Here is a 22,530-nt window from a genome sequence, read left to right on the forward strand (position 1 = left end):
TGCAGACGTCGCCGGTCGCGCTGCGGGATTCAGGAGTCCATCGATCCATGGACCTGACGGCCGGGGAGCCCGGCCGGGCTCCCCGGCCGTGTCAGTCGCGCCGCGCTCCCGCTCCCCCTTCCGCCAGCAGGACGCGGTCGGGCCGGATCGGCAGGTTCCGATGCCGCACGCCGGTCGCGTGCCACACCGCGTTGGCGACCGCAGCCGCGGCACCCACGATGCCGATCTCACCGATGCCCTTGATCCCGACGGGGTCGTTCGGATCGGGGTCGTCCACCCAGTCCGCCTCCAGATGCGGAACGTCGGCGTTCGCGGCTACGTGATAGCCCGCGAGGTCGGACCCGACGACGCCTCCCGATGCCTGGTCCCTGACCGCTTCCTCGTGCAGGGCCATGGAGATGCCCCAGGTCATCCCGCCGACGAGCTGACCACGAGCCGTCAGCGGGTTGACGATGCGGCCCGCGGCGAAGACGCCGAGCATGCGCCGCACACGTACTTCGCCCGTGGCGGTGTCCACGGCCACCTCGGCGAACTGCGCCCCGAACGTGTGGCGTTCCGTGGCCGCGAGGGCACCGATGGCCGCGGAGGTGTCGGAGCGCGTTGTGATTCCCTCCGGCGGGATGCTGCCGCCCAGCGCGAGTTGCTCGCGCAGGTCGCTCGCGGCGGCCGTCACCGCCCACGCCCACGAGCGGGTGCCCATCGATCCGCCGGCGATCATCGCCTGGCCGAAGTCGCTGTCCCCGATCCGTACGCGCACCTGGTCGGGGTCCACTTCCAGGGCCTCGGCGGCGACGAGGGTCAGAGCGGTTCGCGCCCCGGTTCCGATGTCGGCCGCGGTGATCCGCACAGTGAACGTACCGTCCGCCTCAGCCGTCACGGCGGCTGTGGACGGTACGGCCCGCGCGGGGAACGAGGCCGCGGCGGTGCCGGTTCCCAGCAGCCACCGCCCTTCACGGCGCATGCGCGGGCGCGGGTCCCGTTCCGCCCAGCCGAACCGGCGGGCGCCCTCGTCGAAGCAGGCCATCAGGTTGCGGCTGCTGAACGGCAGCCCGGAGACGGGACCGGTCTGCGGGTCGTTGCGGGCGCGCAACGCGATCGGGTCGATGCCGCACTTCTCGGCGAGCTCGTCGAGCGCAGACTCCAGCGCGAACGAACCCGGTGCCTCGCCCGGCGCGCGCATGAACGTCGGGCTCGGCACGTCGAGCCGCACGATCCGGTTCGCCGTGTGGTGGGCGTCGGCGTCGTACATCACCCGCCCCACCCCGGCGCTGCCCTCGACGAATTCGTGAACGGTCGAGGTGAGGCTGAGGGAGTCGTGCTCCAGCGCGCGCAGCCGCCCGTCGTCGTCGGCTCCGAGCCTGATCCGCTGCGTCGTGGGACTGCGGTAGCCGATGAGCGAGAACATCTGCCGGCGGGTCAGTACGACACGGACCGGGCGCTGGAGGACGGTCGCCGCCATCACGGCTGCCACCTGGTGCGCCCTCACGCCCTTGGAGCCGAAGGCGCCGCCGACGTGTTCGGAACGCACCCGTACCGAGGACGCGTCGAGCGAGAAGAGCTGCGCCAGCTCGTTGACGACCCACGTGCTGCCCTGGTTGGAGTCGACGACCTCCAGGCGGCCGTCCTCCCAGCGGGCAGCCGCCGCGTGCGGCTCCATCGGGTTGTGGTGCTCTTCCGGCGTGGTGTACTCCTCGTCCAAGACGACCGCGGACGAGGCGAGTTCGGCCTCCAGGTCGCCCTTCGCCTCCACGGCCGGCCCCCGGTGGCCGCCGGGCGCGTACGCGTCAGGGCGTCCCGCGGCGAACGCGATGTCGTGCGGCTCCTCCTCGTACCGCACCACCAGGGCCTCGGCGGCCTCCCTGGCCTGCTCGGACGTCTCGGCTACGACGAGGGCCACCGGCCAGCCCCTGTGCGGCACGCGATCGGTCTGGAAGACGGCGGCGGTCGGGTCCGGAGCGCCCAGCAGGCCGACGTAGTCGGTGTTCACATGGGGGGCGTTCCCGTGGTGGAGGACGGCGAGCACGCCGGGCATCGCGAGGACGGGCTCCGCCTCGACCGAGCGGATACGGCCGCGGGCCACGGTGGACAACGCCAGCCAGCCGTGGGCGAGTTCGGGGAAGGGGATGTCGCCGGCATAGCGGGCGGCACCGGTGACCTTCTCGGGACCCTCCACGCGGGTGTGCGGGGTGCCGTGGGAGCCCTTGGCCGGGGTCGTTCCGGTCGTGGCAGTGGTCATCGGGAAGCCTCCTCGCTCAGTTCGGTCAGCACGGCCACCACCAGGTTGTGGATCAGAGTCACCTTGTATTCGTTCTGCGGCAGCGGCTCCGCGGCGGCGAGTTCGGCGTCCGCGGCGGCGGCGAAGGTGGCGGCGTCGGCCGGCGCACCGGTCAGCGACCGCTCGGCCTCCCGGGCTCGCCACGGCCGGGACGCGACAGCCCCGAAGGCCAGGCGCACGTCGCGGACGACGCCGTCCCGTACGTCGAGCGCGGCGGCGACGGAGCCGATCGCGAAGGCGTACGAGGCGCGTTCGCGAACCTTCCGGTAGCGCGAGCGCGCGGCGACCGGAGCAGGCGGCAGCGTGACGCCGGTGATCAGCGCTCCGGAAGGCAGCGCGGTCTCCAGGTGCGGCGTCTCGCCAACCGGCGTGTAGAACTCGGCCAACGGCAGCTCTCCCCCGGGCCCGTCCGCCGTTTCATACGAGACGACGGCGTCGAAGGCCGCCAGCGCCACGCCCATGTCCGACGGATGGACGGCCACGCAGTGCTCGGAGGCGCCCAGGATCGCGTGGTTGCGGTGTTCGCCTGCGACGGCCGGGCAACCGCTGCCGGGTACGCGCTTGTTGCAGGGCTGGGTCACGTCGCTGAAGTAGCCGCAGCGGGTGCGCTGCAGCAGATTCCCGCCGACGGTGGCCACGTTGCGCAGTTGTCCCGAGGCACCGGCCAGCACCGCTTGCGCCAACGCCGGGTACCGGCGCCGGACTTCGGGGTGCGCGGCCAGGTCGCTGTTGGTGACGGTGGCTCCGATGCGCAGGCCGCCGTCCTCGGTCGCTTCGATCTGCCCCAGGGGCAGTCGGCTGACGTCGACGAGCCGGGCGGGCCGCTCGACGCCGGCCTTCATCAGGTCGACGAGGTTGGTGCCGCCGCCGAGCAGGCGCGCGTCGGGATCGGCTTCGAGCTGCGCGACCGCACTGGACACGTCGAAGACGCGCTGGTAGCCGAACTCCCTCATGCGGACGCCTCCGTTTCCGAGCCCTCGAGCATCCCGGTTTCCTTCCCGCGCGTCGCCGCCTGTGCGACGGCTTCTACGATCTGCACGTACGCACCGCAGCGGCACAGGTTGCCGCTCATCCGCTCCCGTATCTCCTCGGCGGTCAGCGGTGGCGGTGCCGCTTCGGCCCGTACGTCGTCGGTGACGGCGCTCGGCCAGCCCGCCGCGTGCTCCTCGAGCATCGCGACGGCTGAACAGATCTGTCCCGGCGTGCAGTAGCCGCACTGGTAGCCGTCGAATTCGAGGAACGCCTGCTGCACCGGATGCATCCGCTCGCCGTCGGCTATCCCTTCGATGGTGGTGATGTGACGCCCCTCGGCTGCGACCGCGAACTGGAGGCAGGAGACGGCCCGTTGCCCGTCGAGCAGCACGGTGCAGGCACCGCACTGTCCTTGGTCGCAGCCCTTCTTGGTGCCGGTCAGATCGAGACGCTCGCGCAGCGCGTCGAGCAGGGTGGTGCGGTGGTCGACGGACAGCGCGTGTTTCTCGCCGTTGATGTCCAAGATGATGTCGCTGGACGTCGATTGATCCATGCTCGGCCTTCTTTCGGGTGTGGGAGCGCGCCGGGAACTCTCCGGGAGGCAGCGGAACGAGGGCATGGGCCTGCCACGGGCTGTAGTGGTGAGGGTGGCCGCGAGGAAGTGCAGGTGGGGGCGGGAGCATTGAACGCATCCGCCGGTAAGGTGGACCTAATCCAACCGGACGGCTGTCCGTTACCCACTGAACGTAGCGGACAGTTGTCCGCTTCAGCAAGCCTGATTCCGGACGCGAGCGCGAGGAGGACGAGTGCATCAGAGGAAAGAGGCATCTCTGCGCTCAGACGCACAGAGAAATCGCGAACGCATCCTCGACGTGGCACTGGCAGAGCTCACGCGCTCCGCGAACGTCCCGCTCAGTACGATCGCCAAGAAGGCGGGCGTCGGACAGGGCACCTTCTACCGGAACTTCCCCAGCCGCGACGCGCTCGTGCTCGAGGTCTACCGCCACGAGATGCGGCAAGTCGCCGACGCCGCGGCTCAGTTGATCGCGACGCGCGACCCGGACCTCGCCCTCAGGGAATGGATGGACCACCTCGCCCGGTTCGCCATGACCAAGGCGGGTCTGGCAGACGCGATCCGCCAGGCCACCAGCGCTCCCGGAAACCCCGAGAAGCCCGGCCACGGCCCGGTGAAGACCGCCGCCGAACGCCTGCTCCGCGCCAACGAGGAAGCCGGCACCATCCGCCCGGGAGTCACCGCGGACGACTTCCTCCTCGCCATCGCGGGACTCTGGCAGATCGCTCCCCACGGCGACTGGCAGCCACGCGTCGACCGCCTCCTCGACCTCGTCATGGACGGGCTGCGAGCGGGAGCGCCGGGACGGTGAACGCGAGCACATGCTCCACCGGCGGCCGTCCCGGTCACGGAACGGCCAGGACGACGTGACAGCGAGGAGAACCCAGTCGATCTCCGCGCCCGGCAGTGCGGCCGACGCAGTCCCGGCTGGGCAGCGCCCGGGAGTCCGGGCCGAACACGCCGTCGCGCTGGAACCCCGGGTCTGCTCCATGGCAACGCTCTCTTCCCTACGCGCCTGAAGCTGTAGCGGCGAGTGGTCGAAATCCGCGATGGTCTGCCGGCGAGGGGACCTCGGACATCGGCGGTCCCGGGTCGATGTGCCGGCCCTGCCGGTGGACGGGCGCGTTCCGCGTAGGGCCCGGGGCGACGCCCCGAACTCCCGCCCTCGCCCGGGATCAGGCCCGGTAGCGGCGCAGCTCCGGCATCGCGACCGCCAGGGTCAGCATGGTGACGATGACCAGCAGGCCGCCGGCGGTGACGGCCGTACGCGTGCCCAGCGCGGCGCCCGCCATGCCGTGCACCAGGTCCGCCACTCGCGGGCCGCCCGCCACCACGACCGTGAACACTCCCTGCATGCGGCCCCGCATGTCGTCGGTGGCCACGGACTGGAGGATGGCGCCGCGGAAGACCATGGAGACCATGTCGGCGACACCTCCCGCCATCAGGAAGCCGACCGCCCACCAGAGGCTCGAACTCAGGCCGCTGCCGACGACGGCGACGCCCCAGGCGACCACGGCGGCGATGACCATGACCCCGTGGCGGCGTGCCCGGGAGAAGGTCCCGGAGAACAGCCCGCCCGCGACCGCTCCGATCGGGATCGCCGCGAACAGCAGGCCCAGGGCGAGCCCTTCGCCCCACGGCGCGTACGTCGTGGCGGCAAGTTGCGGGAAGAGGGCGCGGGGCATGCCGAAGACCATGGCGACGATGTCGGCCACGAAGGAGAGCAGCAGCACCCGGCTGGCGGTGATGTACCGGAATCCGGCGGCCACTTCACGCCAGCCCGCGCGGCGCGGAGCCGCCGTATCCCCGGCCTCTCCGGTCCCGGCCCGGGTCAGCGGCGGCAGGGCGGGCAGCCGCCACACCGCCCACAGCGCCGCGCACAGTCCCACCGCATCGATCATGTACAGCTCCGGCAGCCCGATGACCGGAATGAGTGCGCCGGCAAGCAGCGGGCCGAAGACCATCCCGGTGGACCCCACGGTCGACATCAGCGCGTTCGCGGCGGGCAGCTCCTCCAGTGGCACGAGCCGGGCGATGGAGGCACTGCGGGTGGTCTGGTTGATACCGAAGAACGCCTGCTGTGACGCCAGCAGCACCATCAGCACCAGGACCGACTCGGCGCCGGTGGCCGCCTGTACCCAGAACAGCAGCGAAGTGACGGCGATGCCCGTGTTGGAGACGAGCAGCAGCTTGCGCCGGTCCACGGTGTCCGCGATCGCGCCGCCCCAGAGTGCGAAGAGAACGAGCGGGATCAGTCCGGCGAAGCTGGCGTAGCCGACCCAGGCCGAGGAACCGGTGATGTCGTACACCTGCTTCGGCACGGCCACGGCGGTGAGCTGGCTGCCGACAGCGGTGACGGCCGTGGAGGACCACAGCCTGCGGAAGGGCAGGTGGCGCAGCGGGCGAGTGTCCATCATCAGCCGACGCCAACCGGTCCGCGGCGGCGGGTACTCGGCCGCCGGCGCATCCCGCGCTGCCGGCAGGTCCGGCCCGGCCCGCCTGCTCTCCGCCTGCGCGGTGTCCTCGCCTGTGGTCTCCGCGCCGTCCACGGCAACTCCGGTTCCTGGTACATCTACTCGGTCGCGGACCAGTATCGCCCGCCGCTTTCGACGCGGTCACCGCGGATTCGCCGACGGCCGACGCCTCGCAGGCGGAGCAGCGCAGCCATCGGTGTCTCCGCGCAGAACCGGGCCGAGTCCCACCCCTACGACCGGATCGGCGATCAGACCTCGGCGTCCAGACCGAGTCCGTACGCGTCGGGGGTGTGCGGACGACGCCGGGGGTGTGCGGAGGACGCCGGGGGTGTGCGGAGGACGCCGGGGGTGTGCGGAGGACGCCGAGGTGTGCGGACGAGCCGGTGCCGGAGACCGCTACCTGAACGTGCAGCGGCGGAGACGGCGCCGCTCCCCCCGCCGAGACCGACCATGCGAGGAGGAAAGCAGGAGAGTCACGGGAAAGCCCTCAAGTACCGCCCTCTACGGCTTCCTTGATCCGGCGGCCGAAATCCTCCGCATCCGCCCGCGCCGCATTCAGCGCCGTCCCCGCCATCAGCTTCCCGACCCCCTCGCCCGTCAGGGCGTTGAAGAGCCGTACACGAGTGATCCCCTCGCCGGCCTTCTCCAGGTCGTAGCCGCCCTCTTCCGTCCTCACCAGATTCTCCGAGATCTCCGTCCAGCGGATTCTGGAAGGCGGGTCGAACTCGGTGATGCGGAATTCCCGGCGGGTGCGTACCCCGGCGTCCTTGACCGTGCTCTCGTAGACCGTTCCCACGCCCACCGGGCCGTCCGTGACCTTTGCGATCCGTTCCACGCGGGGGCTGAACCGGGGGTCGTTCTCGCCGTCGGCGAGGAAAGCGAAGACCTCCTCGATCGGACGCTCGATCTCGGTCGTCACCTCGAACTGTCCGGCCATCGTCTCTCCCCAGTTCTGACCGCTTTCACCGCGGTACCGTCGCTCAGGGCTGCTGGCGAGCCTGCTTTCCCGCTTTGTTCGCAGCCTCGCGCTCCGAACCGGCGCTCGCCGTACTCAAGGCACCGCCCGCGCTCTCCAGATGGGCGCGCACGAACCACTGGAAGAGTTCCAGGCTGCGCAACTGCTCGATCAGCATGTCCTGCGTGATCAGGTCGCTTTCGTCGGTCACCTTGACCGCTTCGCGGTGATCCTCGATCACGCCGCTGTAGACGAGATCCAAAGCTCCCAGATGCTCGATGGCCTCGGCGCGGCCGATCGCGTAGTCCTCCCACTGGCGTTCGGCTACCAGCACCCCGGGAGTTCCCTGCGGGGAGCCACCGAGGGTGGAGATGCGCTCGGCCGTCGTGTCGACCATTCCCCGCACCGAGTCCACCTGCGGGTCCAGCATCTCGTGTACGGCGATGAAGTGCGGGCCGACGACGTTCCAGTGAATGTGTTTCAGGGTCAGGGCGAGGTCGTTGAGCGCGTGCAGACGCATGCTCAGCAACCGGATCACGTCACCGCCCGTGCTCGGCGACATACCCGGGACCGTGTACTCCGGCACACCACCCACAACCACCCACACCCTCTCCACGGCGACAAGCACATGCACGACATCGGCTCGCTCCTCATACGACCACCGGTGACGGCGGGGCGCTCGCCGGGAGGGCCGCGAGTGGTCCATTCGGGAGGCGCGGAAGGGGGCCGCGATGGTCCCCGCGGCGACAGCGGAGGCGGAAGGCGAGTCAGCCGGCCGCCGGTGCCGCCACTTCCCGTACGAGGGCACTGAGCCGCTGGTCCGCGGGCGACAGCAGGTCGGCCTGGTCGATGACGGTGAGCGCCGAGGCGGTGAGCTGGCCGATGCGGGCCTCGACGGCGGCGACGGCGCCCAGGGCGGTGAGGAGGTCCTGGATCTGCCGGAGTTCCTCTGCGGGGAGGTCGCGGTTGCCGAGAGCGGCGCGCAACTGGCCTTCCGCTTCATCTCTGCCGTGTGCGCGGGCCCGTTGAAGGGCGATGGCGACGAGATACGTGGAGGCGCCGTCCCGGATGTCGTCGCCCGCCGGCTTCCCCGTACCGCCGGAGCCGCCGAAGACGCCGAGGAGGTCGTCGCGTAGCTGGAAGGCGACACCGGCGCTGCGTCCTGCCCGGCGGAGAGCGGCGATGAGGTCGGGGTCGGCGCCGGCCATGGCGGCTCCGAGGTGGAGGGGGCGTTCGACGGTGTAGAGGCCGCTCTTGAGATACGCGACGCGCAGCGACTCCTCGGGGGAGTCGACGCCGGTGCCCTGCCCGTAGAGGTCCAGGTACTGGCCGGCGATGGTCTCGGTGCGCATGGCCTGCCAGGCGGGGGCGACGGCGCGCCGGGCTCTGCTGTCGAGCCCCGCGGTCTCGAAGAGGTCGTCGGCCCACACCAGGGCGAGGTCGCCCGCGAGGATGGCGGCGGAGACGCCGAAGGTGTCGGGGTTGCCGCGTAGCCCGGCGGCCCGGTGCTGATTCGCGAAGGCGACGTGTGCGGCGGGGGCGCCGCGGCGCAGCAGCGATCCGTCCATCAGGTCGTCGTGGATGAGTGCGCAGCCCTGGATCAGTTCCAGTGCGGTGGCGACCTTGAGCGCTGCCTCGGCACCGGCTCCGTGTGGTGCGCCGCCGCAGCCGCGCCAGCCCCACCAGAGGAAGGCGGGACGGGTACGTTTGCCGCCGCGAAGGACGACGTCGGCGAGCAGGTCGATGACGTCCTCGGCGAAGCGGTCGCTGCTGCGGGCGGCCTCCTCGCGGCGGGCCGCGATGTGGCGGGAGAGCAGGGCCTCGATGACGGCGGCCGTGTCGTGGTCGGGGTCGAAGCCGAGCGTGCGGATGTCGCGGACGTCCTGGTTCCCTTCGCGCACATGGGCGCTCGGGCGGCGCTGCATGGCGGCTCCTTCCCCGGAGGTCGGCCCGGCGGCGCGTGTGCACTGCATGGCACTCGCGGACGGTGAAGGGTGTTATACGGAGAGTTTTTCAGCGATGGCTACGTACGGGGTGCACCTTCACGTCCGTACGGCTGCGGACGCGGGTCGGGGCCCGGCGTAGCGGGCCGGTCGGGCCGGTCGTGGAGGGAGGCATTCACCGCAGGTGGAGGGGCACCCGGCGAGGTGAAGAGGGGTGAATGAGATGAGAGGCGGCATACACCGGGAGCGGCGGACGGTGCCCCGCGTCGAGGCAGATGCCGGAGGGGCCGCCGCCGGTGCCCGCGAGCCCGGCGGGCTCACGCGGGCGAGAGGGGCGAGTCCCATGAGCGACATGAAGCAGCAGCAGTCCCAACGTGAGGAACTCTTCGCCGACTTCGCCCATGCTGTGAACATTCCCGCAGGTCAGCTCGAACGCTGGCTGGACACGGAGCGGTCACGCAACGTCGGCCGTCACAAGGGGCAGCGTGAGAGCCACAGTCACGCCGCCGGGCGGCGCATACTGCGGCTGCTGCGGACGCCGAGGGCGGACTTCACCGCGGACGACCTGGTCCATATGCGCAAGGTCGTCCATCATGTCGAGCGTCAGCTCAGGCACCGCCCTCGGGGCGACGTGAGCAACACCGACTGGCGCTTCGCGCTCATGAACTGGGGCCACGACCCGCTGCGCTGACAGCGGACGGCGAAGCCGATGACGCCGCCACAGGGCTGCCGGGGCCGGGGCCGTTGCGGACCTGTCGCGGCCCCGGCGGCGCAGTGAGGATGGAGCCATGCTGCTGGCCGACATCGCACGGACCTCGCGGGAGATCACGACGGTAGCGGGGCGCAAGGAGAAGGTGGCTCTGCTGGCGGAGCTGTTCCGCGCCGCGTCGCCCTCCGAAGTGCCCGTGGTCGTAACGTACTTGGCGGGGCGGCTGCCGCAGCGCAGGACGGGGGTGGGTTTCCGCACGCTGTCGGAGTCTCATCCTGCCGCCGCCGAGGCGCAGTTGACCATCGCCGAGGTGGACGCGGCGCTGGAGGAGATCGCCGCCGTGAGCGGGAAGGGCGCGCAGGCCGAACGGAGGCGGCTGCTCGGCGCGTTGATGTCCGCGGCGACCGAGGAGGAGCAGGGGTTCCTCTTCCGGCTGCTCACCGGCGAGTTGAGGCAGGGCGCGCTGGACGCGTTCGCCGTCGAGGGGCTGGCGGAGGCGGTGTCGGTGCCGTCGGCGCAGGTACGGCGTGCCGTGATGTTCGGCGGTTCGCTGGGGGCGGTCGCGAGTGCCCTGCTGGCCGAAGGGCCGTCCGCGCTGGAGGCGTTCCGGTTGCAGACGGGACGTCCGGTGCTGCCGATGCTGGCGCAGAGCGCGAAGGACGTACTGGAGGCGGTGGACCGGCTCGGACCGTGCGTGGTGGAGGAGAAACTGGACGGGATACGTGTGCAGGTGCACAAGGAGGGCGAGAGCGTCGGCGTCTATACGCGCACGCTGGACGACATCACGGCGCGCCTTCCCGAACTCACCGATCTCGTACGGGAGTTGCCGGTGCACCAGGTGGTGCTGGACGGGGAGGTGACGGCCGTCGACGAGCAGGGCCGTCCGCGTCCGTTCCAGGAGGTCTCCCAGCGTGTGGGGTCGCGCGTGGATGTGCCGGCCGCCCGGACGACGCTGCCGGTCACGCCTCGCTTCTTCGACGTACTGTCCGTGGAGGGGCGGGACTTGACGGATCTGGACGTCGCGCGGCGGCACGAGGCCCTCGCGGGGGTGGTGCCGGAGTCGCTGCGGGTGCGGCGCATGGTGGTCGCCGATCCGCGGTCGGACGAAGACCGGGGCGCGGCCGAGGAGTTCGCCCGGCTGGTGCTGGAGCAGGGCCATGAGGGCGTCATGGTCAAGGCGCTGGACTCGGCGTACAGCGCGGGCCGCCGCGGCGCGTCCTGGCTGAAGGTGAAGCCCGTCTTCACTCTCGATCTGGTGGTGCTCGCCGCGGAGTGGGGCCATGGGCGGCGCACGGGGCGCCTGTCGAATCTGCATCTGGGGGCGCGGCGGCCGGACGGCTCGTTCGCGATGCTGGGCAAGACGTTCAAGGGGCTCACGGACGAGATGCTGGCGTGGCAGACGGAGCATCTGCGCGGCATCACGGACGTCGAGCACCCGTGGGGTGTGACGGTGCGGCCGGAGTTGGTGGTGGAGATCGCCGTCGACGGGCTTCAGCGTTCGACGCGCTATCCGGCGGGTGTGACGCTGCGCTTCGCCCGGGTGGTGCGCTACCGGACCGACAAGCAGGCCGCCGAGGCGGACACCGTCGACGACGTCCTCGCGCTCCGCAGATAGGGCGCGGAGCGCGAGGACTCGACCGTCGAGCCGACTTTGATGCGGGCGGGCCTGAGTTCATCAACTCCCCGCTCTGCCCGCCCCGTTCGGCCCTGTTCTGCCAATAGCCCGAAGGCGCTTCAAGGGAGGGCTGTTCGCGGGCCGTTCAGAGGGCCGTTCACCCTCGCTGTACGACCATCGAGAGGACCTTCGGCAGCGGGTACCAGTCGCAGGTCGCGAAACTGGCGTGTGACGCGGCGAGTTGCGTGACGCGATCGCTTGCTTCCTGCTCGCCGGGTTCTGTGCTGTCGAGTTCCGGTGCGACCTTGTGGGCGTCGGTCATCACGGTGAGGTAGCCGTGCTGCTGGTACCAGGCGGTGTCGATGCCGTCGCCGGTGAAGGTGGCCGCGTCACCGTCGAACACGACGAACCAGGGCCGCAGTTCCTCTTCGTAGCGTTCCGTGCGGGGGTCGCCCTTCTCGGCGCCGTGCACCGCGGGGAAGGCGCCTGCTTCGCCGAGCGTGCCCTTCGCGGCGAGGTCCTTGAGGTGGGTGGCGTACTCCTCGTCCGTCCACAGGTCGTCGGCGGGATTGTCCTCCTCGACGGTGCCGGGTATGAGTTCGACGAGGAACTTCCCGGCCATGGCGTCCCTGCTGGGCCAGCCTTCGGCGCCGACGGCCTCGTCGAGGGTGGCGTGGTCCTTCGTGACGTCGGAGGGACGCAGCAGGGCGTCGCCGAGCTTCTCCGATAGCAGCGCGTCAAGTTCGTCGGGTCCGCGGTCGGCCTTGTCGTAGAAGCCGTCCTTCATCTCGACCTTGATGAGTGTGGGCCGGTGGCCGGGGTTGGCGTCGTGCCACGCACGCATGTCGGCGAGGCAGCCGTCGAGGCTCTGGTCGCGGTCCTTGGTGCGCAACTCCCCGGCGGAGGCGGCGTTTTCGCAGTTGTTGTCGTTGCCGGTGGGGTTGTTGTGCGAGACGCGCCAGCCCTTGCCTATGACGTTGGTCCATACGTCGAGTTCGAGGAGGGAGGCGCCCGAGTCGAGGGCGTCGGCGAAGTACTCGTACTTGTCCTGCTCGTAGGCGTTGTGGACGCCGACCGATGTGGTGTCGCCGTACGAGGGGGCGGCGGCTTCCGCGGTGCCCGCCTGGGCGGTGAGCGGCAGGGCCAGCGTGGTCGCGGCCGAGACCAGCGCGGCCGTCGACACGGCGACGGCAAGGCGGTATCTGCTCATGGGCTGATTCCTTGGTGATGTGGGGGGCCAAGTGGCAATCAGCGTAGAGCGGTTCGGGCCGCCCGGATATGGGGCTTGTCGAATGTGAGCGGCGAAGAGCGGGAAATGCCCGGTGTTTCGCGGGCGCTTTCACGAGTGCCCGCCGACGTGCGAAGGCCCCCTGCCGGCGGGGGTGGTCCGGCAAGGGGCCCTGGAATGCGGCGAGTTCGCCGCATGGGCGTGTGCCGCTCAGCGGCGGCGTTTCGAACGGTCGAGTGCGGAGACGCCGAGTGCGGCCAGTACGAGCTGAATCAGCCATTCGATCCAGTCGACGCCCTTGGTGTCGGCCACGCCGAAATATGTGGCTATGGCCGAACCTATGAGGGCGGCCACGATGCCGACCCCGATCGTCAGGAGAATTCCGACGCGCTGGCGTCCGGGAACGATGAGCCGTCCCAGCACGCCGATGACGATCCCGATCACGATGGCGCTGATGATGCCTGAGATCTCCATGATTTCCCCTTGCCGGTGGTCTGTTCCCTCCTTGTGCCCGCTTCGGCGGTCCGCACTCGGTCCTTCGCGCATCGCCCCCGTCCCCGGCGGCAGCGCTCGTCGGCTCCGTGCCCTGGGGCGTCACCCGGCGGTGTCGGTGGTGACTGCGACACTGGCCGGTGACCTGGACGTCTGCGGCGCCGCCCCTTCGTACGTACCGCGGCAAGGACCCGTCGAAGTTCGGGCACTCATCGAAGACCGGGGACGCATCGAGGAAGGGAGGCCGCGCGGATGGACGCCCTCGTGCCGGTTCCGCCGTCAAGTCCCGCTCCCGGGGCGGTACATCTGCCGGGGTGGCTGAGCCTCGACGAACAGCGTCGGCTGGTCTCCGCGTGCCGCCGCTGGGCGGCCGGTCCCGTACCGCTGCGGCATACGAGACTGCCGCGCGGTGGCGTGATGTCGGTGCGGACGGTGTGCCTGGGCTGGCACTGGCAGCCGTATCGCTACACCCGTACTGCCGATGACGTGAACGGCCGCCGCGTCGCCGAACTGCCGGAGTGGCTCGCCGAGATGGGGCGGCGGGCGCTGGCCGCCGCCTACGGGGAGAGCGCGGCGCGGGAGTACGACCCCGACACCGCGCTGGTCAACTTCTACGACGCCGGCGCACGCATGGGCATGCACCAGGACAAGGACGAGCGGTCCGACGCTCCCGTCGTCTCGCTGAGCATCGGCGACACCTGCGTCTTCCGCTTCGGCAACACCGAGTCGCGTGGCCGCCCGTACACCGACATCGAGCTGGCCTCCGGAGACCTGTTCGTCTTCGGCGGGCCGTCGCGCTTCGCGTATCACGGAGTGACGAAGGTCTTCCCGGGGACGGGCGACGCGGCCACGGGGATGGCGTCGGGCAGGCTGAACCTCACGCTCAGGGTCACGGGTCTTACGGACGGGAACCCCTGAGGCGGCCATTGGCGAGGCAGCCGCCGTAGCGGACGGAGACCAGCCAAGGGCCGGGCCGTCCTGCCATGTATAAGTCGCCGGCCGCTGCCCACCCGTACGGCATGGACGAGAAGTATCCGGATCCGGACGATCCCCGCCACACCCCCGGTCTCGAACCCGGCGGCCAGGTGCCGCCCGGGGAGACGCCTCCGGGCGAGGACAGCACCGGCGGCACCGGCCCTGACGAGCGGCACAACCCCGCGAAGGGCTGGTCGAAGACGCCGGTGATCATCCTGGCGGTTCTCGTCGCGGTCTTCCTCGTCTATTTCCTGGCCTGGGCGGTCGAACTCTAGGGAAGGCTCCAGGGCAGGAAGGCACAACGCAGGGAAGGCCGAGGCCGTGGCCGGCAGGCGGGAAGGGGGTTCGCCTGCCTCCACGGCCTCGGCGCGGCCCGGACGGAAGGAGCCTCCGCATCTCGGCGGACCGGGCCGCTGGTCATGGCACGGCTCGCACGGCACCTGGAGCCGGAGCCGGGGGTCGGCGCGTCACGGCACACGGCCGCGGTTTGGGCCCCTGCCGCCTGCTTCAGGGTGCCGGTGGCGACGGCTGCGGTTCCGGATCCGGCGGTACGGGCTCCGGCCCCGGGGACGGCGGAATCGGATCGGGAGCCGGCCCCGGCGGCGGGCTGGGCGGAGGCGCGGGCACCGGATCCGGAGCCGGTCCCGGACCGGGTCCGCCCGGCCCGGGCGGCGGCGTCGGCTTCGGAGGTACCGGGTCGGGCCGCCTACAGGCCGGGAACCTCGTCCCTGACTGCTGTGGCATCACAACTCCAGCGGTCTCACATAGCGGCGTATCCGTCTGCGGGACGGGTGCCCGGCTCCGCGGAGGACACTCACATCGACGGCCACTCCCGGCCCTTCCGCCCGGCGGTCTGTTCAGTCCGCGGACACCTCGCTGCGGTCCCCTCCCCACAGCGTGTGGAACGACCCTTCACGGTCCGTACGCCGGTAGGTGTGCGCACCGAAGAAGTCGCGCTGCGCCTGGGTGAGCGACGCCGGGAGCCGCTCGCTGCGCAGTGCGTCGTAGGAGGCCAGGGCCGCGGAGAAGCCGGGGACGGGGATGCCGCGCCCGGCCGCGGTGGCCACGACCGAGCGCCAGTCCGCCTGTGCCTCGCCGATCTCCTTGGAGAAGTGGTCGTCGGCCAGCAGCGTCGGCAGGTCCGGGCGGGCGGCGAACGCGGCGCGGATGCGGTCCAGGAACGCGGCGCGGATGATGCAGCCCGCGCGCCAGATCGCGGCGACGGCGCCGGGGTCGATGCCCCATCCGTACTCGTCGCTGCCGCTGCGGATCATGTTCCAGCCCTGCGCGTAGGAGGTGATCTTCGAGGCGTAGAGGGCCTGTTCGACCTGTTCGGCGAAGCGGTCGGCGTCGGCCGGGGCGAGCGGGGAGGCGTCGGGACCGGGCAGATGGGCGCTCGCGGAGCGCAGGTCCGCGTGCCCGGAGAGGGAGCGGGCGAAGACGGCCTCGGCGATCCCGGAGACGGGCACTCCCAGATCGAGCGCGGTCTGCACGGTCCAGCGTCCGGTGCCCTTCTGCTCGGCCTGGTCGGCGACGACGTCCACGAAGGGCTTGCCGGTGGCGGCGTCGTCGTGGGAGAGGACTTCGGCGGTGATCTCGATGAGGTAGGAGTCGAGCCGGCCGGTGTTCCACGCTCGGAAGGTCTCGGCGATGCGGGCGGGGCTGTATCCGGCGACGTCGCGCAGCAGGTGGTAGGCCTCGCCGATGAGCTGCATGTCCGCGTATTCGATGCCGTTGTGCACCATCTTCACGAAGTGGCCCGCGCCGTCCGGGCCGACGTGCGTGGTGCAGGGCGTGCCGTCCTCGGCCTTGGCGGCGATGCTCTCCAGCAGCGGACGCAGCGACTCGTAGGCCTCCGCGGAGCCTCCGGGCATGATGCTCGGTCCGTGCAGGGCGCCTTCCTCTCCGCCTGAGATGCCGGTGCCGACGAAGTGCAGGCCGCGTTCGCGCAGTGCCTGCTCGCGGCGGCGGGTGTCGGCGTAGTGGGCGTTGCCGCCGTCGATGATGACGTCGCCGGGCTCCAGCAGTCCGGCGAACTCGTCGATGACGGCGTCGGTCGGGCCGCCCGCCTTGACCATGACGACCAGGCGGCGGGGGCGTTCCAGCGCGGCGACGAACTCCTCCGCCGTCTCCGCCGCGACGAAGCTGCCCTCGTGGGAGAAGTCGCGCACCAGGTCGCGGGTGCGGGAGACGGTCCGGTTGTGGAGGGCGACGGTGTAGCCGTTGCGTGCGAAGTTGCGGGCGAGATTGCGGCCCATGACTGCGAGGCCGGTGACGCCGATGTGTGCGCTGGGGCTCATCTTCGATGCTCCTGTGAGTACGGACGGGACAAGGGCCGGACGGATCTTTGAGGCGTGCGGACGGCCTGCCGGCTGCCGGCCGGAATCAGGCGTCGTCGCTGCGGGGCGGAAGCGGCAGAGGCAGGGCGGGCAGCCCGTCGAGGCTGGTGCCGACGTGCTCCTTCTTCTCGCAGTATGCGGCGAACGATTCGTCGGTCTCGCGGGCGAAGCGCTTGGTGTGCACGTCCCGGTCCGACTGCCACTCCATCAAGGGCACGGCGAAGCCGCAGGTGTCGCTGATGCGCTGCGCGCGCACCGTGATGACGGCACGCAGATCCGTACGGGAGCGCATGTCCTCCCCGAAGTACGGCAGCAGCTCCGCCCAGCGGGGGTCGTCGCGGAAGACTGGTCTGCCGGTGCCGTGGATGCGCACGATGCGCGGCGGGCCGCCGAAGGCGCACCACATCAGGGTGACGCGGCCGTTCTCCCGCAGATGGGCGATGGTCTCGGCGCCGCTGCCGCCGAGGTCGAGGTAGGCGACGGTGGTCTCGTCGAGGACGGCGAACGATCCCGCCAGGCCCTTCGGGGACACGTTGACGTGTCCGTCGGCCGCGAGCGGCGCGGTCGCGGCGAAGAAGACATGCTGCTCCTCGATGAAGGCGCGCAGTCGCTCGTCGATGCGTTCGTAGATCTTGCCCACCACGGCATTGTGGGCCTGAAGTGGGGCCGCCGAGCGGGGATTTCGCGAAAGCGCGCCATGGGTACGCCCTGCCGCGCATCCGGCGGGGCGTGCGGGCGGTCAGCTCAGGGGCGTGCCGTCGACGACGGTCTCGATGCCGTCGGCGAGGAAGCACAGATGTCCCGCGACGCGTGACGCCTCGTCCAGCGGCTGCTCGTAGCACCACGCCGCGTCCTCGATCGTCGCGCCGGGGGCCCTCAGCGTCCGGTAGGCGGCCTGGCCCTTGTAGGGGCAGTGGGTGTGGGTGGCGCTGGGCTCCAGCAGTTCGGTGCGTACGTCCTGCGGCGGCAGGTAGAAGCGGTTGGGCAGCCCGGTCTCGGACAGCAGATAGGCGCGGCGGCTCTCGGCGATGTCCGTGCCCCCGGCCCGTACGACGACGTGGCGGCTGGTGGGCCGCACGTCGACGCGGTGGTACGGGTCGCGCACGTGTCCGGTGACCTCCTCGTCCTCGTCGAACCAGGCGTCCATGGCCGACCAGTACACGGCGGCGTGGCCCTTCAGCCACTGCGCGCCGTCGAGCGGTTCGGGGTAGCTCCACACGGCGTTCTCGGCGAAGCGGTCGCCCACGCGCACGCTCCAGTAGCGGGCGTCGCCCTTGAAGGGGCAGTGGGTGCGGTGGCCGCTCTCCTCCAGCAGGTCCTCACGCAGGTCGGCTCTCGGCACGTAGAGCTGCGGCAGCAGGTTGGACTCGTGCAGCAGCCTGGCGCGGGCGGAGTCCAGCACGGTCTCACTGCCGAGCAGTGCGCGTACGCGGCGTGGGAAGGGCTGCCACAGCAGGCGGTGCGCCGGGCCGTCGATGGTGTAGTTGACGGTCTCCGGCGGACGTGACGCGAGGGGGCCGCCGCCGAGCGTGAGGGTCATGATGTGCGCCTCCGGATCGGGCGTGACGATGCGGTGCGCTTCCCACTCTCGCACCCCGGCCGTCACGCCGCGTCCGTCGGCGGGCTCAGCGGATGGGCATTCCGGAGACCGAGCGTGCGATGACGAGGCGCTGGATCTCGCTCGTCCCCTCGAAGATCGTGTAGATCGCCGCGTCCCGGTGCATGCGCTCCACGGGGTATTCGCGGGTGAAGCCGTTGCCTCCGAGGATCTGCATGGCCTGTGCGGTGACGGTCTTGGCCGTCTCCCCCGCGTACAGCTTGGACATCGAGCCCTCCGCGGACTCGAAGGGCTTGCCCGCGGCGGCCATCCACGACGCACGCCACACCAGCAGCCGGGCCGCGTCGACGCGGGTGCGCATGTCGGCGAGCTGGAAGGCGATGCCCTGGTTGTCGATGATGGGGCGGCCGAACTGGACGCGGGTCTTGGCGTAGTCGAGGGCGACCTCGTACGCGGCGCGGGCGATGCCCACCGCCTGCGCGCCGACCGCAGGACGGGACGCCTCGAAGGTGGCCATGGCCGCGTTCTTCACCCTCCCCCAGCCTTCGGCCGGGGGCGCCCCCTCGCCGCCCTGCTTGGCGCGTTCGCGGGCGCGGGCGAGGCGCTCGTCCAGCTTCTCCTTGCCTCCGAGCAGGCAGTTGCCGGGGATGCGGACGTCCTCGAGTACGACCTCGGCGGTGTGGGAGGCGCGGATGCCGTGCTTCTTGAACTTCTGGCCCTGGGAGAGGCCGGGGGTGTTCGGCGGCACGATGAAGGAGGCGTGCCCCTTGGAGCCGAGTTCCGGGTCGACGACGGCGACGACGACGTGGATGTTGGCGATGCCGCCGTTGGTCGCCCAGGTCTTGGTGCCGTTGAGCACCCACTCGTCCTTGGCCTCGTCGTAGACGGCGCGGGTACGCATGGCCGAGACGTCGGAGCCCGCGTCGGGCTCGGAGGAGCAGAAGGCGGCGACCTGCACGTCGTCGGGGGTGCCGTACATCTGCGGTACCCAGGTGCCGATCTGCTCCTCGGTGCCGTTCGCGAGTACGCCCACCGCGGCCAGGCCGGTGCCGACGATGGAAAGGGCGATCCCGGCGTCGCCCCAGAAAAGCTCCTCCATCGTCATGGCGATGCCGAGACCGGTCGGGTCGAAGAACTGCTGCGCGTAGAAATCCAGCGAATACAGACCGATCTTCGCGGCCTCCTGGATGACGGGCCAGGGCGTTTCCTCACGCTCGTCCCATTCGGCGGCGGCAGGGCGGATCACGTCGGCCGCGAAACCGTGTATCCACTCACGAATCTCCTTCTGGTCCTCATTGAGATCGAGCGCGAATGCGGAGTCGCCCATGACCGGTCCTTCCAGCAGCAGAGTTACCAATGGTAATGGTCAGTCTGTTACTGGTCGGTAATGGATGTCAACTCCCGGCCGCGCCCGGCTCTCCGACAGTGCCGGGTGTTACGTTTCGCAGGGGTAGCGCGAGTTGAAACGGGTGGGGAGGCGCCATGGAGACCACACAGCCGGCAGAGCAGCGAAGCACCGGAGACCAACGACGCCGGGAGCTGCTGGAGGCCGCCGACCGCGTGGTGCTGCGTGACGGCCCGGGCGCCTCGATGAACGCCATAGCCGCGGAGGCCGGGATCACCAAGCCCATCCTCTACCGCCACTTCGGCGACAAGGAAGGGCTCTACCGCGCGCTCGCCGTACGACATACCGACGCGCTGCTCAGCGCCCTGCGCTCCGCGCTCGACGCCCCCGCGGAGCGCCGCCAGCGGGTCGAGGCCACGCTGGACACCTACCTCGCCGCGATCGAGGTCCGCCCGCAGGTCTACCGCTTCCTCATGCACCCCTCCGAAGGCACCTCCGGCGCCGACCGCGGCTTCGACGCGGGACAGCAAGCCGCTCCCCTGCTGCGCCGCCTCGGCGACGAGCTGGGCAAGGTGATAGAGGAGCGGCTCGAACTGGGCCCCGAGGGCCAGCAGCGCGCACGGATCTGGGGGCACGGCGTGGTCGGCATGGCCTACGCCGCCGGCGACTGGTGGCTGCGTGAACGCCCTTGCCCACGTGCGGAGTTGGTCAAGCAGCTCGCCGACCTGCTGTGGGGCGGGCTGGCGCTCGCCGAGGACCGGCCCGGAGCGCCCGGGCGTCTCTGAGACCGCTCCGAGGCCGCGCGGCAGCAACGGCACCGCCGCCGGGGAAGACTTGCGTGACGACGGAACTCGCGTAAGGGAGCACCGGCGCGGCACGCCTACATAGGATCAGCGCGCGTCCCGGGACAGGCCGGGCGCGGCGCACGAGGCGCAACTCCCCTGTGGGTGAGGCGGTTCGGGCACGACGGCGGACCTCGATAGGCTGCACCCGGACCGAGGGGCAAGGAGGACCAGGACGATGGCAGGCAACCAGGAGCCGCTGTCTCCGCGGGCCAGGCTGGCCGTTACGGCGGGCAGGGCCGCGGCGGCGGTATCGCGGGCGGCGGGTCGCGGCAGCGGATCGGTGATCGGGGGCAAGGTCGCCCTCAGACTCGACCCGGACCTGCTGGCTCAGCTGGCCAACCACCTCGACGTGGTCCTGGTGTCCGCGACGAACGGCAAGACCACCACCACCCGTCTCATCGCCGAGGCGCTGCGCGCCAACGGCGGCGTGGTCTCCAACGCGCTGGGCGCGAACATGCCCGCCGGTATCACCTCGGCGCTCGCCGGTGGATCGGACGCCCGGTACGGCGTGATCGAGGTGGACGAGAAGTACCTCGACACCGTCGCCCGCGATGTGACCCCGAAGGCCATCGCCCTGCTGAACCTCTCGCGCGACCAGCTCGACCGCGCCGCCGAGACGCGCATGCTCGCCGAGCGCTGGCGAGAGGCCCTCTCCGGTACGAAGGCCGTGGTCATCGCCAACGCCGACGACCCCCTCGTCGTATGGGCGGCCTCGTCCGCTCCGAACGTGGTGTGGGTGGCCGCGGGCCAGGAGTGGAAGGACGACGCGTGGTCGTGCCCCGCGTGCGGCGGCGTGATGCAGCGGCCCGGCGACGACTGGTTCTGCGGCGAGTGCGGCTTCCGGCGTCCCGTGCCGAGCTGGGCGCTCTCCGGCGACGAGGTATTGGACCCGCACGGCTCGGCGTGGCCGATCAAGCTGCAACTGCCGGGCCGCGCCAACAAGGCCAACGCCACGACCTCCGCGGCGGTGGCGGCCGCGTTCGGTGTGCCGCCGCAGACGGCCCTGGAGCGGATGCACTCGGTGACCGCCGTCGCCGGCCGATACGACGTGGTCGGCTACCGCGGCCGTGAGGTGCGTCTGCTGCTGGCGAAGAACCCGGCGGGATGGCTGGAGACGTTCTCGCTCATCGACGCGCCGCCCGCCCCGGTGATCCTCTCCGTCAACGCCCGCAGCGCGGACGGCACCGACACCTCGTGGCTCTGGGACGTGGACTACTCGCGTCTGGCGGGGCACCCGATCTGCGTGATCGGCGACCGCAAGCTGGATCTGGCCGTACGGCTGGAGGTCGCCGGCGTCGACTTCCAGGTCTGCGAGAGCGCGGCCGAGGCGGTCACCGCGTGCCCGCCCGGACGCATCGAGGCGATCGCGAACTACACGGCCTTCCAGGATCTGCGCCGCGTCGTCGGCAACTGAACCCAGCGACCCGCTCAAGGAGTTGGCGAGAATGAGTGACACGAGCCTGCGGGTGGTGTGGGTCTACCCCGACCTGCTGAGCACCTACGGCGACCAGGGCAACGCACTGGTGGTGGAGCGCCGCGCGCAGCAGCGCGGGCTGGCGGTGCAGCGCACCGACATCCGCTCCGACCAGCAGGTGCCCACGTCCGCGGACATCTACCTCATCGGCGGCGGCGAGGACCGGCCGCAGCGGCTCGCCGCGGAGCGGCTGCTGCGTGACGGCGGGCTCAGGCGGGCCGTCGACAACGGCGCGATCATCTTCTCGGTGTGCGCCGGCTATCAGATCCTGGGACGGGAGTTCGTCAACGACCTCGGTGAGACCCAGCAGGGCCTGGGCCTGCTGGACGTCGTCAGCACCCGCGGCGAGGCCGAGCGCTGCGTCGGGGACGTACTGGCCGACATCGACCCGGACTTGGGCCTGCCGGAGCTGACGGGCTTCGAGAACCACCAGGGCGTCACCCGGGTCGGGCCGGGCGCCCGGCCGCTTGCGCGAGTGCGGCTGGGCAAGGGCAACGGCACCGGCGACGGCACCGAAGGAGCGTGGAACGACACGGTCTTCGGTACGTACATGCACGGCCCGGTGCTGGCACGCAACCCGCAGATCGCTGACCACCTCATCAAGCTGGCGCTGGATGTGAACGCGCTGCCGCCGGTGAACGACCAGTGGTACGAGGCGCTGCGCAGGGAGCGGATCGCGGCGGCGCTCCAGCCCGCCTGACCCCCGGCACACTCGGCACTCGGCACACTCCGCAGGCTCAGCACGTCTCGCCTCTCC

The 22,530-nt window shown here is 71.0% G+C and carries 21 protein-coding genes; 8 read left to right on the forward strand and 13 right to left on the reverse strand.

Annotated features, from left to right (window positions below; genetic code table 11):
* Positions 1-91 precede the first annotated feature (91 nt).
* From MMA15_RS00225 to MMA15_RS00235, 3 genes are read right to left on the reverse strand one after another with little or no spacing between them, the layout of a single operon-like run.
* Positions 92-2,236, reverse strand: a complete 2,145-nt coding sequence (locus MMA15_RS00225; protein ID WP_241056910.1) for a xanthine dehydrogenase family protein molybdopterin-binding subunit — start codon at positions 2,234-2,236, stop codon at positions 92-94.
* A complete protein-coding gene (locus tag MMA15_RS00230) occupies positions 2,233-3,228 on the reverse strand; it encodes an FAD binding domain-containing protein (protein ID WP_241056911.1) in 996 nt (331 codons plus the stop codon). The genes MMA15_RS00225 and MMA15_RS00230 overlap by 4 nt, the downstream gene beginning before the upstream one ends.
* On the reverse strand, positions 3,225-3,800 hold the full coding sequence (locus tag MMA15_RS00235; RefSeq protein WP_241056912.1) for a (2Fe-2S)-binding protein: 576 nt from the start codon (positions 3,798-3,800) through the stop codon (positions 3,225-3,227). The genes MMA15_RS00230 and MMA15_RS00235 overlap by 4 nt, the downstream gene beginning before the upstream one ends.
* A 253-nt stretch (positions 3,801-4,053) precedes the next feature.
* Between MMA15_RS00235 and MMA15_RS00240 the strand changes: the two genes are divergently transcribed.
* Complete coding sequence (locus tag MMA15_RS00240; RefSeq protein WP_241056913.1) at positions 4,054-4,632, forward strand: TetR/AcrR family transcriptional regulator; 579 nt, start codon at positions 4,054-4,056, stop codon at positions 4,630-4,632.
* Positions 4,633-4,996: 364 nt separating this feature from the next.
* Here MMA15_RS00240 and MMA15_RS00245 read toward each other — a convergent pair whose 3' ends face one another.
* From MMA15_RS00245 to MMA15_RS00260, 4 genes are all read right to left on the reverse strand, one after another.
* A complete protein-coding gene (locus MMA15_RS00245) occupies positions 4,997-6,370 on the reverse strand; it encodes an MFS transporter (RefSeq protein WP_372498153.1) in 1,374 nt (457 codons plus the stop codon).
* 412 nt (positions 6,371-6,782) lie between these two features.
* The gene (locus MMA15_RS00250; protein WP_241056914.1) at positions 6,783-7,232 is read right to left on the reverse strand and encodes an SRPBCC family protein; all 450 of its coding nucleotides are present in this window, start codon (positions 7,230-7,232) and stop codon (positions 6,783-6,785) included.
* 43 nt (positions 7,233-7,275) lie between these two features.
* On the reverse strand, positions 7,276-7,812 hold the full coding sequence (locus tag MMA15_RS00255) for a Dps family protein (RefSeq protein ID WP_241056915.1): 537 nt from the start codon (positions 7,810-7,812) through the stop codon (positions 7,276-7,278).
* A 205-nt stretch (positions 7,813-8,017) separates the two neighbouring features.
* Positions 8,018-9,175 (reverse strand): polyprenyl synthetase family protein, encoded by a 1,158-nt coding sequence (locus MMA15_RS00260; RefSeq protein ID WP_241056916.1) that lies wholly within the window; start codon positions 9,173-9,175, stop codon positions 8,018-8,020.
* Between the two features lie 361 nt (positions 9,176-9,536).
* Between MMA15_RS00260 and MMA15_RS00265 the strand changes: the two genes are divergently transcribed.
* Together MMA15_RS00265 and MMA15_RS00270 are read left to right on the forward strand one after the other, a co-directional pair.
* Complete coding sequence (locus MMA15_RS00265) at positions 9,537-9,884, forward strand: DUF3140 domain-containing protein (RefSeq protein ID WP_241056917.1); 348 nt, start codon at positions 9,537-9,539, stop codon at positions 9,882-9,884.
* Positions 9,885-9,981: 97 nt separating this feature from the next.
* Positions 9,982-11,517 carry an ATP-dependent DNA ligase gene (locus MMA15_RS00270; RefSeq protein ID WP_241056918.1) on the forward strand — a complete coding sequence of 512 codons (1,536 nt, stop codon included), beginning with the start codon at positions 9,982-9,984 and terminating at the stop codon, positions 11,515-11,517.
* A 157-nt stretch (positions 11,518-11,674) separates the two neighbouring features.
* Here MMA15_RS00270 and MMA15_RS00275 read toward each other — a convergent pair whose 3' ends face one another.
* Complete coding sequence (locus MMA15_RS00275) at positions 11,675-12,727, reverse strand: phosphatidylinositol-specific phospholipase C domain-containing protein (RefSeq protein WP_241056919.1); 1,053 nt, start codon at positions 12,725-12,727, stop codon at positions 11,675-11,677.
* Between the two features lie 228 nt (positions 12,728-12,955).
* Positions 12,956-13,219, reverse strand: coding sequence for a GlsB/YeaQ/YmgE family stress response membrane protein (locus MMA15_RS00280; protein ID WP_241056920.1), 264 nt, complete (start codon positions 13,217-13,219; stop codon positions 12,956-12,958).
* A gap of 270 nt (positions 13,220-13,489) precedes the next feature.
* Here MMA15_RS00280 and MMA15_RS00285 point away from each other — a divergent pair, with 270 nt between their 5' ends.
* Both MMA15_RS00285 and MMA15_RS00290 read left to right on the forward strand, forming a co-directional pair.
* On the forward strand, positions 13,490-14,155 hold the full coding sequence (locus MMA15_RS00285) for an alpha-ketoglutarate-dependent dioxygenase AlkB family protein (RefSeq protein ID WP_241056921.1): 666 nt from the start codon (positions 13,490-13,492) through the stop codon (positions 14,153-14,155).
* 101 nt (positions 14,156-14,256) lie between these two features.
* Positions 14,257-14,487, forward strand: coding sequence for a DUF6480 family protein (locus tag MMA15_RS00290; protein ID WP_241056922.1), 231 nt, complete (start codon positions 14,257-14,259; stop codon positions 14,485-14,487).
* Between the two features lie 582 nt (positions 14,488-15,069).
* Here MMA15_RS00290 and gnd read toward each other — a convergent pair.
* From gnd to MMA15_RS00310, 4 genes are all read right to left on the reverse strand, one after another.
* Positions 15,070-16,512 (reverse strand): NADP-dependent phosphogluconate dehydrogenase, encoded by a 1,443-nt coding sequence (gene gnd / locus MMA15_RS00295; RefSeq protein ID WP_241056923.1) that lies wholly within the window; start codon positions 16,510-16,512, stop codon positions 15,070-15,072.
* A gap of 85 nt (positions 16,513-16,597) precedes the next feature.
* On the reverse strand, positions 16,598-17,191 hold the full coding sequence (locus MMA15_RS00300) for a pyridoxamine 5'-phosphate oxidase family protein (protein ID WP_241056924.1): 594 nt from the start codon (positions 17,189-17,191) through the stop codon (positions 16,598-16,600).
* 99 nt (positions 17,192-17,290) lie between these two features.
* Positions 17,291-18,157: a DUF427 domain-containing protein gene (locus tag MMA15_RS00305; protein ID WP_241056925.1), complete on the reverse strand. Its 867-nt coding sequence runs from the start codon at positions 18,155-18,157 to the stop codon at positions 17,291-17,293.
* 19 nt (positions 18,158-18,176) lie between these two features.
* Positions 18,177-19,436 carry an acyl-CoA dehydrogenase family protein gene (locus MMA15_RS00310; protein ID WP_241056926.1) on the reverse strand — a complete coding sequence of 420 codons (1,260 nt, stop codon included), beginning with the start codon at positions 19,434-19,436 and terminating at the stop codon, positions 18,177-18,179.
* Between the two features lie 155 nt (positions 19,437-19,591).
* Here MMA15_RS00310 and MMA15_RS00315 point away from each other — a divergent pair, with 155 nt between their 5' ends.
* The 3 genes from MMA15_RS00315 (at position 19,592) to MMA15_RS00325 (ending at position 22,473) form a co-directional block, all read left to right on the forward strand.
* Positions 19,592-20,239, forward strand: a complete 648-nt coding sequence (locus tag MMA15_RS00315) for a TetR/AcrR family transcriptional regulator (RefSeq protein WP_241056927.1) — start codon at positions 19,592-19,594, stop codon at positions 20,237-20,239.
* 235 nt (positions 20,240-20,474) lie between these two features.
* Positions 20,475-21,713 carry a MurT ligase domain-containing protein gene (locus tag MMA15_RS00320; RefSeq protein WP_241056928.1) on the forward strand — a complete coding sequence of 413 codons (1,239 nt, stop codon included), beginning with the start codon at positions 20,475-20,477 and terminating at the stop codon, positions 21,711-21,713.
* A 31-nt stretch (positions 21,714-21,744) separates the two neighbouring features.
* A complete protein-coding gene (locus MMA15_RS00325) occupies positions 21,745-22,473 on the forward strand; it encodes a type 1 glutamine amidotransferase (RefSeq protein WP_241056929.1) in 729 nt (242 codons plus the stop codon).
* Positions 22,474-22,530 lie beyond the last annotated feature (57 nt).

The organism is Streptomyces marispadix, assembly GCF_022524345.1.
Lineage (GTDB): Bacteria > Actinomycetota > Actinomycetes > Streptomycetales > Streptomycetaceae > Streptomyces > Streptomyces marispadix.

Excerpts from the sequence above, each read along its gene's own strand:
- MMA15_RS00270 (WP_241056918.1), top strand. The coding sequence starts at position 9,982 with ATGCTGCTGGCCGACATCGCACGGACCTCGCGGGAGATCACGACGGTA.
- MMA15_RS00285 (WP_241056921.1), top strand. The coding sequence starts at position 13,490 with ATGGACGCCCTCGTGCCGGTTCCGCCGTCAAGTCCCGCTCCCGGGGCG.
- MMA15_RS00315 (WP_241056927.1), top strand. The coding sequence starts at position 19,592 with ATGGAGACCACACAGCCGGCAGAGCAGCGAAGCACCGGAGACCAACGA.
- gnd (WP_241056923.1), bottom strand. The coding sequence starts at position 16,512 with ATGAGCCCCAGCGCACACATCGGCGTCACCGGCCTCGCAGTCATGGGC.
- MMA15_RS00225 (WP_241056910.1), bottom strand. The coding sequence starts at position 2,236 with ATGACCACTGCCACGACCGGAACGACCCCGGCCAAGGGCTCCCACGGC.
- MMA15_RS00310 (WP_241056926.1), bottom strand. The coding sequence starts at position 19,436 with ATGGGCGACTCCGCATTCGCGCTCGATCTCAATGAGGACCAGAAGGAG.
- MMA15_RS00275 (WP_241056919.1), bottom strand. The coding sequence starts at position 12,727 with ATGAGCAGATACCGCCTTGCCGTCGCCGTGTCGACGGCCGCGCTGGTC.
- MMA15_RS00325 (WP_241056929.1), top strand. The coding sequence starts at position 21,745 with ATGAGTGACACGAGCCTGCGGGTGGTGTGGGTCTACCCCGACCTGCTG.
- MMA15_RS00280 (WP_241056920.1), bottom strand. The coding sequence starts at position 13,219 with ATGGAGATCTCAGGCATCATCAGCGCCATCGTGATCGGGATCGTCATC.
- MMA15_RS00320 (WP_241056928.1), top strand. The coding sequence starts at position 20,475 with ATGGCAGGCAACCAGGAGCCGCTGTCTCCGCGGGCCAGGCTGGCCGTT.
- MMA15_RS00290 (WP_241056922.1), top strand. The coding sequence starts at position 14,257 with ATGGACGAGAAGTATCCGGATCCGGACGATCCCCGCCACACCCCCGGT.
- MMA15_RS00260 (WP_241056916.1), bottom strand. The coding sequence starts at position 9,175 with ATGCAGCGCCGCCCGAGCGCCCATGTGCGCGAAGGGAACCAGGACGTC.
- MMA15_RS00230 (WP_241056911.1), bottom strand. The coding sequence starts at position 3,228 with ATGAGGGAGTTCGGCTACCAGCGCGTCTTCGACGTGTCCAGTGCGGTC.
- MMA15_RS00235 (WP_241056912.1), bottom strand. The coding sequence starts at position 3,800 with ATGGATCAATCGACGTCCAGCGACATCATCTTGGACATCAACGGCGAG.
- MMA15_RS00250 (WP_241056914.1), bottom strand. The coding sequence starts at position 7,232 with ATGGCCGGACAGTTCGAGGTGACGACCGAGATCGAGCGTCCGATCGAG.
- MMA15_RS00265 (WP_241056917.1), top strand. The coding sequence starts at position 9,537 with ATGAGCGACATGAAGCAGCAGCAGTCCCAACGTGAGGAACTCTTCGCC.
- MMA15_RS00255 (WP_241056915.1), bottom strand. The coding sequence starts at position 7,812 with ATGTCGCCGAGCACGGGCGGTGACGTGATCCGGTTGCTGAGCATGCGT.